General features: G+C 59.6%; 12 protein-coding genes. 8 read left to right on the top strand and 4 right to left on the bottom strand.

The genetic code is table 11. From position 1 onward, the window contains the following. Position 1: 1 nt before the first annotated feature. Positions 2-724 (top strand): hypothetical protein, encoded by a 723-nt coding sequence (locus HBO05_RS07290; RefSeq protein ID WP_172312157.1) that lies wholly within the window; start codon positions 2-4, stop codon positions 722-724. Then, entirely contained in the window at positions 721-2121 is a 1401-nt protein-coding gene (locus HBO05_RS07285) for a tail fiber domain-containing protein (RefSeq protein ID WP_172312155.1), read from the top strand. The genes HBO05_RS07290 and HBO05_RS07285 overlap by 4 nt, the downstream gene beginning before the upstream one ends. Positions 2122-2182: 61 nt before the next feature. Here the strand turns inward: HBO05_RS07285 and HBO05_RS07280 are convergent, their stop codons facing one another. After that, the gene (locus HBO05_RS07280; protein ID WP_172312153.1) at positions 2183-2398 is read right to left on the bottom strand and encodes a hypothetical protein; all 216 of its coding nucleotides are present in this window, start codon (positions 2396-2398) and stop codon (positions 2183-2185) included. A 403-nt stretch (positions 2399-2801) separates the two neighbouring features. On the opposite strand from HBO05_RS07280, the gene HBO05_RS07275 reads away from it, so the two are divergent. Further along, on the top strand, positions 2802-3107 hold the full coding sequence (locus tag HBO05_RS07275; protein WP_169951014.1) for a DUF6388 family protein: 306 nt from the start codon (positions 2802-2804) through the stop codon (positions 3105-3107). Between the two features lie 78 nt (positions 3108-3185). On the opposite strand, the gene nadC is transcribed toward HBO05_RS07275, so the two are convergent. Then, positions 3186-4034 (bottom strand): carboxylating nicotinate-nucleotide diphosphorylase, encoded by an 849-nt coding sequence (gene nadC / locus HBO05_RS07270; protein WP_170041720.1) that lies wholly within the window; start codon positions 4032-4034, stop codon positions 3186-3188. A 269-nt stretch (positions 4035-4303) separates the two neighbouring features. Here nadC and HBO05_RS07265 point away from each other — a divergent pair, with 269 nt between their 5' ends. From HBO05_RS07265 to HBO05_RS07245, 5 genes are all read left to right on the top strand, one after another. Beyond that, entirely contained in the window at positions 4304-6463 is a 2160-nt protein-coding gene (locus HBO05_RS07265) for a DUF1631 domain-containing protein (protein WP_169951008.1), read from the top strand. A gap of 62 nt (positions 6464-6525) precedes the next feature. Then, complete coding sequence (gene ampD, locus HBO05_RS07260) at positions 6526-7089, top strand: 1,6-anhydro-N-acetylmuramyl-L-alanine amidase AmpD (protein ID WP_169951005.1); 564 nt, start codon at positions 6526-6528, stop codon at positions 7087-7089. Beyond that, complete coding sequence (ampE, locus tag HBO05_RS07255; RefSeq protein WP_170056712.1) at positions 7086-7922, top strand: regulatory signaling modulator protein AmpE; 837 nt, start codon at positions 7086-7088, stop codon at positions 7920-7922. Before ampD ends, ampE begins: the two co-directional genes overlap by 4 nt. A 299-nt stretch (positions 7923-8221) precedes the next feature. Next, positions 8222-10252, top strand: a complete 2031-nt coding sequence (locus tag HBO05_RS07250; protein ID WP_172312151.1) for a methyl-accepting chemotaxis protein — start codon at positions 8222-8224, stop codon at positions 10250-10252. Between the two features lie 129 nt (positions 10253-10381). Further along, positions 10382-10822, top strand: coding sequence for a hypothetical protein (locus HBO05_RS07245; protein WP_169950995.1), 441 nt, complete (start codon positions 10382-10384; stop codon positions 10820-10822). On the opposite strand, the gene HBO05_RS07240 is transcribed toward HBO05_RS07245, so the two are convergent. Together HBO05_RS07240 and cra are read right to left on the bottom strand one after the other, a co-directional pair. After that, a complete protein-coding gene (locus HBO05_RS07240) occupies positions 10742-11545 on the bottom strand; it encodes a TatD family hydrolase (protein ID WP_172312149.1) in 804 nt (267 codons plus the stop codon). The genes HBO05_RS07245 and HBO05_RS07240 overlap by 81 nt on opposite strands. A 2-nt stretch (positions 11546-11547) precedes the next feature. After that, positions 11548-12543, bottom strand: coding sequence for a catabolite repressor/activator (gene cra / locus HBO05_RS07235; protein ID WP_169950992.1), 996 nt, complete (start codon positions 12541-12543; stop codon positions 11548-11550). Positions 12544-12562 lie beyond the last annotated feature (19 nt).

Raw genomic sequence — 12562 nt, 5'->3', positions numbered from 1 at the left:
CATGTCAGTTCAACCGGGACCAACCGATAAACGTTACGCCGCGAATGGCGTGTCCACCATCTACACCGTCCCGTTCCTGGTGATTGAGGCCGGCGACCTGAATGTCTATCTCAACGACGTTTTGATGACCTCCGGGTATACCCACACCGGGATCGGCAACCCTACCAGCACCCTGACCTTTACGACTCCCCCGCTGGGGGATTTGTACCTGCTGCTTGACGTGCCTTTCCAGCGCCTCACCGACTACCAGGAAAATGGCGACTTGCTCGCAGAAACGTTGAACCGGGACTTCGACCGGATCTGGCAGGCGCTCAAGCAGCTGTACGGCTGGGCGTCCAGATCGCTACGCCTTGGAATGTTTGATGTTGACGGGGCGGGATGGTACCGAGCGAATGGCAATGGGATCAGGGACCTGCACGACCCAGTAGAGCAGCAGGACGCCGCGACAAGAAATTCAGTTGATCGTGCGGTATCTATAGAGGCCGCCGCTCGAGCCGCAGCAGATGCAAACCTGCAAGCTCAAATGAGCGGCTCAATACCCCCTGTCGCATCTCCGTTCTCAGAGATTTCTTGGCACGGACAAATTGTCCAGAGCAGTGTAACGATCCCTCCCAACAAAAACGCGTGGTCATTCGGCCCTGTTATGTCGGTTGCAGCTGGTCAAGTAGTAACAGTTTCTGATGGTTCATTCTGGACTATCGCTGATGGAGAGCTGAACCCATGAGTACGTTAAGAACCGATAACCTTCAGAGTTTGGACCAGCTTCATACAAAAACTGTGGCCACACTGACTGATGATAAAAATCTAGTTGATAGGATAAATTATCCTAGTGATGCAGCGTTCAATACGGCCAAAGCAGGGCTTCTCAGCATTGACCAAAATAAGCGTGTTCGTGCGCCTTACATAATTGCCGGGGATGAAGAGCTTTCCGGCGGTGCGCAGCGTGATGCAATCGTGGTGGGCAGGACCGTAGAAGGCTTGACTGACTGCCATGCATTTGCTGATAGGACCGTGATTGACGGCGTAACTGACTACGGCGGATATGGAACATTCGACGGAACAACTATTCTGCGCGGTAGTAACGCACAAGATCACATGTTCACTTTTCAGGACAGGAACAGCTACGAGGGTACAGGGAGTATCCAGGCTTTCTACGGGGCTATCTACCGACCAACCCAGTACGGAACTGGGCATATTGCATCCCGAGTTCACATAGATGTGACTGGACTTCGGCAGCCTGATAGTGCCGGAGGGACCTGTGCCTCTGAAGCTGCAATCAATGTGCGGCAAATGTCTGTCGCGGACTCTTCCGTGGTGCTCCGTACGGATCAAGCCAAGGTCCCAGGGAAAGAGTCCCTTAACCTTTTCTTTGCTGGGGACGCTCCTAGCATTATGGTGGGGGCCCTTAAATTAGGGAAAATGGGGCTGCCAGGTAGCATTTTTGAGGCCACTAGCCCAGGCGTTGGCAGCGCAACAGCGTTTATCGAATCCTCGCCAACATCCGTATTTTTTGGCTCTCAAGCTGATGCGGCTATATCGTTCTACGCCAATGCCCTACCTCGACTCGAAATTCTAAGTGGGGCAAACGGGGGGACTGTACGCCCAGGATCGGCTAACACTCAGTTGCTTGGTGACTCTGACCGGTATTGGTCTGGTGGCTACTTCGGAACCGCTCCGCAAGTTGTTTCCGATGCCCGTAAAAAAACAGAAGTAAGGAAGTTATCGGTCTCCGAAATTAAAGCCGCGAAAGAACTGGTGAAGGAAATAGGTATTTGGCAGTTTCTGGAATCTATCAGTGATAAAGGGGCTGATGGCGCTCGCCTCCATGTAAGCATGACAGTGCAGCGAGCTATTGAGATATTCGCAAGCAACGGCCTGGATGCAATGCGTTATGGGTTCATCTGCCATGACGTGTGGGGCGACGAGTTTACTGATCATCCAGCCGAGACAGTTGAACACCCTGCGACAGATGACAAGGAAGCATGGATAGAAACGGTAAAAGAGACATGGACAGAGCAAACGAGAAAAGCGGGGGACCTCTACAGCTTTCGCGAGCAGGGTTTGCTGTTCTTTATGGCGGCCGGCCTTGAGGCTAGGATTTCAGCGCTAGAGGACGCATAAACACAGGAGATAATATCCCGGTCCACACTGATTACTGGGCCGGGATTTAAATCTTCCGTTTTCAAATGCAAGAATCTTCTTGGCTTCTGGCGTCGCGGAAATTCTTCCATTCCGCTTCAAGCTCTTTGTTTTCGTATTCGCCGCCCGGGAATCGTGAAAAATTTCTAGGCCCCTTTGATTCTTCAAAGTCTTCCCGGTAGTAATTTTCGATACCGCCGAATATTTTTTCGTATATTCCAACTACCTTTGAGGCGAACAGCATGATTTTAGTTATCATTTAATTACCTTTCATGTGGCTTTAATTGGTCCGTCAAGATGAGGTTCATTCTACAAGCGAACGTCGGCGGTGTCAGGGTTGATGCCCCTGTTGTCGCATGGTCTATGCTTGGCCGACTGACTGACTTATGATCGATTGGTGGCCTGGCTGGAGATCGCCCAGCACGACCACAAAAGTACACTGGCTAGTACAGCGTGAGCAGAGATTGACAGGGGCAGCCAGCAAACACTGGAGAATTTTCGCTAAATGCGCTTCCTGTCTCGGGCAAAAAGGCACCACAGTTTTCAGATGATCCCAGAATGGTTCTGAAGGCCAGATGAACCGGTATTCGTGCCCGTTCTTTTGTATCTGCGCAACCTTGATGACCCAGATGCATCCCCATTCCTCGATCTAAGAGAACGACATGACCACGACAGCAATGACCCAGGAAGTGCGGCACGCAGAAGCCCTCAAGAAATATCTCGAGGAATCGCCGCAGCTTAAGGAAGAGATCAAGGAACTGAACGCCGATGACCAGCGCGACCAGATCCAGTGGGCATTCGAGGACGAGGCCGAGAGCCAGGGCTTCCAGCCTTGGGAACTGACCCTCAAGTACACGACCACAGCGGAAGAATTCGAAGCGGCGCGCCTGGCCTTGCACAAAGAGGCGGCCGAGGTGCTGGGTGTCGAGTGGGAAGAGTACTGCGAGATGAACAATCTGGTGGTTTAAACGCTATTATCGCCGGCAAGCCGGTTCCTACAGGTGTCGCACAATTGTGTAGGAGCCGGCTTGCTGGCGATGACGGTGTCAGATACTGAGCCGCATCGACAAATCCACTGCCTTCACATCCTTGGTCATCGCCCCGATGGAGATGTAGTCCACGCCGGTCTCGGCAATGGGCAGCAAGGTGCTTTCATTGATCCCGCCGCTGGCTTCCAGCTTGGCCTTGCCGCCGTTCAAGCGTACGGCTTCGCGCATGTCGTCCAGGCTCAACTCATCCAGCATGATGATATCGGCGCCCGCCGCCAGGGCTTCGCGTAACTCTTCCAGGCTTTCCACTTCGACTTCCACCGGCTTGCCCGGGGCGATCTTGTGGGCGGCAGCTATGGCCTGGGCAATGCCACCGCAGGCGGCGATATGGTTTTCCTTGATCAGGAACGCGTCATACAGGCCGATGCGATGATTGTGGCAACCGCCGCAGGTCACTGCGTATTTTTGCGCCAGACGCAGGCCCGGCAGGGTCTTGCGGGTGTCCAGCAGCTTGACCTGGGTGCTGGCGACAAAGTCCGCCAGGTACTGCGCGCGCGTGGCCACGCCCGACAACAGTTGCAGGAAATTCAGCGCACTGCGCTCACCGGTCAGCAATGAGCGGGCGGGGCCTTCGAGGTGGAACAGCGCCTGATTGGGGCTGACGCGTTCACCGTCGCGCACCTGCCAATGCACGGCAACCCGCGGGTCCAACTGGCGGAACACGGCATCGACCCAGGCGGTGCCACTGATCACGGCAGTATCCCGGGTGATGATCGTGGCCTTGGCCAGCCGTTCGGCCGGGATCAATTGCGCGGTGATATCGCCGCTGCCGATGTCTTCCAGCAGTGCGCGGCGCACGTTGGCTTCGATTTCGGCGGTAAGGTCGGCGAGGCGTAGATTCGGCATAGCGGGCTCCACATACAAAGTGCCCCGATTATAGGGGCATGGCAGCGCCGAACCCAAGGTATGCCGGCATAACCTGCCTGATTACAAAGCACCTACAGAGTTTGCTGGCGCTACAGGGGCTATTTGCAAGATAATCTCGCGCCTTGCAATTGGCGTCATAGCTTTGACGTCTCGGTGATCTACAGATAATCGCGCTCCCGCCGGTATTCCATTGGCGGTTGCCGCGCGAGCGCTCACAAAACCGAACCCCGTCGTTCCAGGAGGCCAGCATGCACAATGACGCAAAGGTGGTGCCGATCAACAAGATCGCCGCACAAGCGATGCCGTCGCCGCTCGCCCGCCTGCCTGTGATCGTGCTCCAGGTGCGTGACAAGGCCACCCAGCAACTCGACCGGGGTTTGCAGGAACTGTTCGATAACGCCGACGACACCCTGTTCGAAATGGCCGACAAGGCCCGCAACAACGCCGACCACAATATTTTCTTTGAAGCCATGCGCGACCTGCGCCTCAAGCGCAAGAACTTCGAGCGCGTGTTCATGGAGCAATTCTTCGACGCATTCGCCAACCTGGGGCAGGCCGGGCAAGGCGAGTTGCTGTTGCCGACGGTTTCCTACGAAGCAGTGCCCGGCGCGTGCGCCGATGACCTGGAAAAAGCCGTGGCCCTGGAGGCCATGCTCGACAAGGTCATGCACCGTGATGGCCTGGCCCTTGGGCAACTGACCGCCCGCCTCGGTGCGCTGCTGGGCAAGCGCCTCGACGATCGGGAAAACCCCCTGGGCCCGGCGATGCTCTGCGAGTACTTCCTGCGGGCCGGGCGCAGCCTGGGGGTGGAGATCCGGGTCAAGCTGATCATTTTGAAACTGTTTGAAAAGTACGTGCTCAGCGATGCCGACCTGCTCTACGGCGAGGCCAATCAGTTGCTGGTCGCCACCGGCGTGCTGCCCGAACTCAAGGCCGTCCCTTCGCGGCGTGCCGGCGAGCGTGCCAGCAGGGCCCGCCCGCCGGTCGAAGCGGCCCCTGCTGCCGACCCGCAGGCCGATGAGGCCGAGCAACAAGTCTTCGCGGCTCTGCAAGAACTGCTGCTGACCGTGCGCGGCAGTGTGGCCCCGACCCTGGAGGCCAGCGCCCAGGCCCAGCCGATTTCTACCCGTGACCTGCTGCGCCTGCTGTCTCACCTGCAGCAGTATGTGCCGGAACCTGCGGTCGAGGACGATTTCGACCTGCGCCGCCAATTGGAAGAACTGCTCACCCGGGTCAGCGTCAAGAGTGGCAAGTCGCGGGTAGTGGAAGATGCCGACGAGGATGTGATCAACCTGATCGCCATGTTGTTCGAATTCATCCTCGACGACCGCACCCTGCCCGATTCCCTCAAGGCGTTGATCGCGCGCCTACAGATTCCGATGTTGAAAGTGGCCGTGCTGGACAAGAGTTTTTTCAGCCGTGGCAGCCACCCGGCGCGGCGCTTGCTCAATGAAATCGGGACCGCCGCCATGGGCTGGGGCAAGCGTGACGACTATCAGCGTGACAGCCTGTACGTGCGCATTGAGCAGGTGGTGCAGTGCCTGTTGAATGATTTTGTCGACGACCCGGCGATTTTCTCCGTGCTGCTGCAGGAGTTCACCGCATACACCCAGGACGAGCGCCGCCGCAGTGAGTTGCTCGAACAGCGCACCCGCGACGCCGAAGAAGGGCGCGCCCGCACCGAGCAGGCCCGGCAACGGGTCGCCGATGCGGTTAGCCAACGCTTGCTGGGCAAGGTCTTGCCGCAGTTCGTGGTGCAGTTCCTGCAACAGGCGTGGAGCCAGGTCTTGTTGCTCGAATGCCTCAAGCACGGGCAACACTCGCCGCAATGGCAGGCGCGGTTGCGGGCCATGGACGAATTGATCTGGAGTGTCGGCCTGAGTGAAGACACCGAGGCTGGCCACCGCCTGCTGGAACAGTTGCCCGCGTTGCTCAAGGCCCTGCGTGAAGGGTTGAGCGAGGCGGCGTTTGATTCGTTTGTCACCCGGGAGTTTTTTGTCCAGTTGCAGGCCCTGCATACCCAGGCGTTCCAGGGGGCGGCGCTGCCCGGCGTGACACTGGTCCAAGTGCGCGAGGACGCGGCGGCTGGGGCGCCAGGGCAGACGGTCAGCCTGGCGGAGGACGATCCCGATCTGCTCAAGGTCCGACAACTGCGCATCGGCAGTTGGGTCGAATTTCGCGAAGATGAGGAAAACACCCTGCGCTGCAAGCTGACAGCGATTATCGCGCCCGCCAACAGCTATATATTTGTCAATCGCACAGGCCTCAAGGTGCTGGAGAAAACCTGCACTGAACTGGCCCTGGAGTTCAAGCGTGGCGGGGTGCGTACCCTCGATGATGCACTGCTGTTCGACCGCGCGCTGGCGTCGGTGATTGGCAATCTGCGGCAACTCAATCGCGCCAAGTGATCGCAACCACCCGGCGGATCACGGCATACTGGACGCTCCCACGTCTTGCGCAAGGAACCTGTATGCAGTTGGACCCCACCAGCGGTTGGTGCCAGGGCATTGCCCATTGCCCGTCGCCCAACTTCAATGAACGCCCGGGCGGCGAGATTTCCCTGTTGGTGGTGCATAACATCAGCTTGCCACCGGCCCAGTTCGCCACGGGCAAAGTGCAGGAGTTCTTCCAGAATCGCCTGGATGTCACGGAACATCCCTACTTTGCAGGTATTGCCGACCTACGGGTTTCTGCGCACTTTCTGATTGAGCGCGACGGCGCCGTGACGCAGTTTGTCTCCTGCCAGGACCGTGCCTGGCATGCCGGCGTCTCCTGTTTCGAGGGGCGCGAGACCTGCAACGACTTTTCCCTGGGGATCGAGCTTGAAGGGACCGACGACCAGCCCTTTACCGACGCTCAGTACCAATCCTTGATCGAACTGAGTCGCCAATTGCTGGCCGCCTACCCGGGCATCACGCTCCAGCGCATTTGCGGTCATAGTGACATCGCCCCAGGACGCAAGACCGATCCTGGACCGGCTTTTGATTGGGCGCGTTTTCGCGGCGCCTTGCAGGAAGGAGGACATGCACAATGAGTTTCCTGGTGTTGGTGCTGGCGGTATGGATCGAGAAGTTCTCGGCCTTGCGTTCGCGGGTACAACGCGATGGCCTTTGGCTGCGCGAACTGGCCCGGCTTGAGTCGAGCGCGCGGCTGGGCACGCAACCCTGGCTGATCCTGGTGTTGCTGGTATTGCTGCCAGTCGCGCTGCTGGGGCTGTTGCTGCTGGTCCTGGAGCCGGTGGCCTATGGTTTGCTGGCACTGCCGGTGCACCTGCTGGTGGTGATCTACAGCCTGGGCCGTGGTGACCTGCTGGGCCAGTTGGGGCCTTTTCGTGATGCCTGGCGCCGGGGTGACCTGCAAGCGGCTGAACACGTTGCCGAGCGCGACCTGGCCATTGGCGCCGACAGCGGCGAGCAACTGCTGGAGCGGGTCCAGGGCCATTTGCTGTGGCAGGCCTACCAGAGCTTTTTCGCGGTGATTTTCTGGTACTTCCTCCTTGGCCCGGTGGTCGTCCTGGCCTACCGCTTGCTGGCACTGGCTACCGAACACGGGCAAAACCCGCTGGTGGTCGAGCGCGCCGGGCAATTGCGCCATGCCTTCGACTGGTTGCCGGTGCGGTTGCTGGCGGCAAGTTTTGCCCTGGTCGGCAACTTTGTCGCGGTCAGCCGGGTGATGCTGCATGAGCTGCTGAGCTGGGATATCAGCGCAGCGCAACTGGTGGAAAAGGTCGGCCTGGTGGCCGGCGAAATTCCTGCGCCGGTGGTCGGTGCCGAAGGTATCAACAGCCTGGACCGGTTGTGGGAACTGCTGCTGCGCGCTGCCGTGTTGTGGTACGCCGGGTTTGCGATCTGGACCGTCTTGCCCTGAAAAATACCTTGTGGGAGCGGGTTTGTGTGGGAGCGGGCTTGCTCGCGATGCGGCGTAGCCGTCAAAAAATCTGGTACTGACACACCGCTATCGCGGGCAAGCCCGCTCCCACACAAGCCCTCCCACATAGAGTCTGTTGTGGCTTCAAAAATCGGCCCGCCGCCAAGCCCCACCGATCGCGTTAACCTTAAGTTACAAAACTCCCCGCCGATTTAAGCTATACAGACAGCGCGCCCAATAGTGGCTTTCTGCCGCTGCCCTGCGCCTTCAATAAAAATAAAAGAAAAGGGAGTTCATCTGTGAAGAGCTTGCTCTATCCCGCCATTGCGTTGATGAATCGTCTGAGCTTCGGCATGAAGTTCAGCCTGATCAGCGTGCTGTTTTTCCTGCCGATGCTGGTGACCAACTATTACCTGGTGCGCGACTCCTGGCGTGAGTTCCAGGGCACGCAGGTGGAGTTGCAGAGCCTGGACCTGCTGGGCAGCAGCCTGATCCTGCGCCGCGACCTGGAAACCCTGAACAATCAGGTACAGATCAACGCCACCCTCGGCCAGGCAGGCAAGGCGGGGGATATCGAAAGCCGCATCACGGCATTGGAGCAGCGCGTACTTGAACGCCTGCAAGGCTTCCAGGCGATGACGGCCTATCCGGAGCAGGTCGCAGTGTTCGAAAGCAAGCGCGATGAAATGATTGCGGCGTTCAAGGGCCAGCAAACCGAGTCTTCACTGTTGAGCAAAAGTGCGTTGATCGGCAAGTTGCTCAACAAGGCACAGATGTTCAGCCAGATCATTGCCAGCCAGTCGGGGTTGAGCCGTGATGTGCAGAGCGATGTGCGCCAACTCAGCGACCTGGTGACCAGCGTCACCCCGCAAGTCACCCAGGCCCTGGGCGAGGGCCGGGCCATGGGCGCGTACTCCCTGGGCCAGGGTTTTCTCAACTCCTCGTCCAGTACGCGCTTTGACGAACTGCTGCAGCAATTGGAAAAGCTCCAGGCTGAATACGGCTTGAAAGTGCAGGACGCCCTCGGCTCCAGCAAGGCCGCCCATGGCTCCCTGGATGCCTTGGCCCAAGCCAGCCAGGCCAGCCTCAAGCAGGGCAGCGAACTGTTTGAAGAGCAGGTGGTGATGGCCGAAACCCTGGAGGCGCCATGGCAGACCTTCTATGACGACGTGACGGCCTTGATGGCCAAGACCTATCAATTGGACGACGCGACCCTGTCCTTCCTCGACCAGCAGCTGCAACAGCGCCTGGCCCAGAACCGCACGCACATGGTGCTGCTGGTCGCGGCGCTGGCGGCGGTGTTCCTGTTGATTTTCTATCTGTACGGCGGCTTCTACGCCTCGACGCGCACCACCCTGCGCCGCCTGGGCGCGATGATGGATAAGGTCGCTGCCGGGGACATGACCGTCAGCTTCAAGTCCCAGAGCCGCGATGAACTGGGGGAGTTGGGCGAAGTGTTCAACGGCACCGTGGCGAAAATCCACGACCTGATCGAACGGGTAGGGCAGACCGTCCATGAAGTCGAGCATCAGGCCGGGCAAGTGGAATCGGTGTCGGCGCGCAGCAACCAGGCGGTGTCGGGCCAGCGCAGCCAGATCGAGCAGGTGGCGACGGCCATGAACCAGATGTCGGCAACCGCCCACGAAGTGGCACGCAGTGCGGCAGCGGCTGTCAGCAGTGCCCACAGCGTCAACGATGAGACCCTCAGCGGGCGTGGCCTGGTGCAATCCCAGCAAGGCAGCATCGCGCTGCTGGCATCGGAGATCGATCAGTCAGTGCTGGTGATCAATCAACTGGCCATCGACAGCCAATCCATCAGCAGCGTGCTGGAAGTGATCAAGAGCATTGCCGAGCAAACCAACCTGCTGGCCTTGAACGCGGCCATCGAGGCGGCACGGGCCGGTGAGCAGGGGCGCGGGTTTGCGGTGGTGGCCGACGAGGTCCGCACCCTGGCCCGACGCACCCAGCACTCCACCGAAGAAATCGAGCAGATGATCGCCAAGCTGCACCAGGGCGTCAGCGCAGCGGTGAAGGCCATGGGCAGCAGCCATAAAATGGCCAGTGGTACGGTTGGTCAGTCGGAAAAAGTCCAGCTGGCCCTGGAAAACATCCTCGGTGCGGTAGGCATGATCGTCGATCAGAACCAGCAAATCGCGGCGGCGGTGGAGCAGCAGACGGCGGTGGCCCACGACATCGACCAGAACATTGTCGAGATCAATCGGGCTGGCGAGCACGCAGCCCAAGGCGCGCACCAGACCGAAGAGGCCAGCCGGCAATTGTCCCTGCAGGTGATTGAGCTGAAAAAGCTGATCGGCGCATTTCGCGTGTGAGTTATGTCTGTAGGTATTGTTTGTTGGTGATGTAGTGCATGTCCTGTTTTCCCGTGTGAGCTTTTTTTGTAGTGCGATTGGGTGAGAATTTGTTTCACACCCCATCCAGCGCTTCCGGGAGGCAGGGCCATGACCGCGACAACCCCAGGCGTGAAAGGGCATTGCGCCCATTGCGACATCACCTTCGGCCTCAAGCCCTGGCAGCTCAATGCCATTGCTCTCAACGAGCCCTTTGATTGTCCGTATTGTCACAAAGTCCTACAGCTCAATTGCCCCAGGCAACTGCGCCAGTTGAAGTCTCTGGACAACCTGGCCTTGCTGCGCCCGAGCATGCTGGTGCTGACCAGCGTGGCCTTGTTGGTGGCCCTGGTGGTGGAGTGGGTCGGCTTGATCAGCAAGGTCGGGCAATTGAACGTGTCGCTGGTGGCGATCCTGATTCACTTCTTGACCCTGCGTCATGCTCGCCACCGGCATCGCATGACCCTGACGCTACAGGCGGTCAACCCCGCTATCGAGCGGCCAGTTGAACAGTTCGCAAGCGTTGCGGGTGCTCGCTTCGGCCAACGCTGAAGGGCTGATGCCCATCAGTTCGGCCAGGGCGCCGCAGATTGCCGGCAGGTGCTGCGGGCTATTGCGTTGGCCGGGGTACATGGCGGGGGCCATGTCTGGCGAGTCGGTTTCCAGCACCACCGAATCCAGCGGCAGTTGGGCGATGACCTTGTGCATGCGCAAGGCCTGGGGCCAGGTCGGCGCGCCGCCCAGGCCCAGCTTGAACCCCAGCTTGATGTATTCGCGGGCTTCTTCGCGGCTGCCGGCGAAGGCATGGATGATCCCGCCCCGTGCCAGGCGGATGCGCTTGAGGGTGGCGATCACGGCCGCGTGGCTGCGGCGCACATGCAGCAGCGCCGGCAGTTGGAAGTCCACGGCCAACTGCAATTGCGTTTCAAACAATATTTGCTGACGCTCGCGGTCCAGGTGCTCGAGAAAGTAATCGAGACCGATTTCCCCCACGGCGCAAACCTGGCGATGGCCCTTGAGGCGGCTCAGCCAGTCGCCCAATTCGATCAGGTCTGCGGGACGATGTTCATCCAGATACACCGGGTGCAGGCCGAAGGCCCCATGCAGGTCCGGGTCCTGTTGCACCAGGTCCCACAACCGCTGCCAATTGCGCTGGTACACCCCCAGCACCACCATGCGCCGCACGCCGAGCTGGCGGCTGTGCCTGAGCACCTCGTCGCGATCAGCGTCGAAGTCCTCGAAGTCGAGGTGGGTGTGGCTGTCGATCAGCTCCACGCCTACGCCTCGTGAATCCGCTGCTTGAAGGTCCGGCCAATGGCATGCACGCCCGGCTGGTAGTGCTGTTCTTCAATCGCCGCCAGCGCCAGGCGCAGGGCCGTCTGCGCGATCAGCGCGTGCTGCTGGGCCATGGCGTTGACCGGTAGCGGCAGGAAGTCCAGCAACTGGGTGTCACCAAAGGTGCCCAGGCGCAGTGGCCGGGACTTGAGCGGGAAGTCATGCAGCGCGTCAAACACCCCTTGTAGCAATACGTAGGAAGTGGTCACCAGCGCGTCGGGTAAATGCCCCAGGCGTTGCAGGAGTTCCTCCATCAACTTGCGGCCACAATCACGGCTGAAGGCTTCGCCGTGCTCGATCAGCACTTCGCCCTTGAAGCCGTGCAACGCTTGCTGGAAACCCGCCGCGCGTTCCTGGCTGATGCTCAGCTCGGGGCGCGCGCCGATCAAGACGATCTGCCGGGGCAGCGGTTGCAGCAGGCTGCTGGTCAACTGCTGGCAGGCCTGGCGGTCATCGCTGACCACCGAGCAGAACTGCTCGGCCTCCATCACCCGGTCGATGGCGATCACCGGCAGGCCCTTGGCTTGCAGCTCGCGATAACTGTCATCGCTGGCAGGCAGGCAACTGGCGACGAACAGCGCATCACAACGCCGCGCACGGAACAGTTGCAGTAACTGGCGCTCGCTGTTGGCATCGTCGTCGGAACTGGCGATCAGCAATTGATAGCCACGGGCCCGCGCGCCTTGTTCCAACAGCTTGGCGATCCGTGCGTAACTGGGGTTTTCCAGGTCCGGCAGGATAAAGCCCAAGGTGCGGGTATGTCGGCTGCGCAGCCCTGCGGCCTGGGGGTTGGGAGTGAAGCCATGCTCCTCGACCACCGCCCGCACCCGTTCCACGGTGGCGGTGCTGATCCGTTGCTGTTGGGCCTTGCCATTGATGACGTAGCTGGCGGTGGTCACGGACACACCGGCTAGACGTGCAATATCACTGAGTTTCAAACCGGGATTTCCTTGTTTT

The sequence above is a fragment of the Pseudomonas sp. WS 5079 genome (assembly GCF_012985465.1).
Lineage (GTDB): Bacteria > Pseudomonadota > Gammaproteobacteria > Pseudomonadales > Pseudomonadaceae > Aquipseudomonas.
Note: the sequence above shows the minus strand (reverse complement) of the source record. Positions and strands in the feature narration are given on the sequence as shown.

What these genes read in the sequence shown, in the direction of transcription:
- HBO05_RS07290 (WP_172312157.1), top strand. Translation starts at nt 2, where the DNA reads ATGTCAGTTCAACCGGGACCAACCGATAAACGTTACGCCGCGAATGGC.
- HBO05_RS07285 (WP_172312155.1), top strand. Translation starts at nt 721, where the DNA reads ATGAGTACGTTAAGAACCGATAACCTTCAGAGTTTGGACCAGCTTCAT.
- HBO05_RS07280 (WP_172312153.1), bottom strand. Translation starts at nt 2,398, where the DNA reads ATGATAACTAAAATCATGCTGTTCGCCTCAAAGGTAGTTGGAATATAC.
- HBO05_RS07275 (WP_169951014.1), top strand. Translation starts at nt 2,802, where the DNA reads ATGACCACGACAGCAATGACCCAGGAAGTGCGGCACGCAGAAGCCCTC.
- nadC (WP_170041720.1), bottom strand. Translation starts at nt 4,034, where the DNA reads ATGCCGAATCTACGCCTCGCCGACCTTACCGCCGAAATCGAAGCCAAC.
- HBO05_RS07265 (WP_169951008.1), top strand. Translation starts at nt 4,304, where the DNA reads ATGCACAATGACGCAAAGGTGGTGCCGATCAACAAGATCGCCGCACAA.
- ampD (WP_169951005.1), top strand. Translation starts at nt 6,526, where the DNA reads ATGCAGTTGGACCCCACCAGCGGTTGGTGCCAGGGCATTGCCCATTGC.
- ampE (WP_170056712.1), top strand. Translation starts at nt 7,086, where the DNA reads ATGAGTTTCCTGGTGTTGGTGCTGGCGGTATGGATCGAGAAGTTCTCG.
- HBO05_RS07245 (WP_169950995.1), top strand. Translation starts at nt 10,382, where the DNA reads ATGACCGCGACAACCCCAGGCGTGAAAGGGCATTGCGCCCATTGCGAC.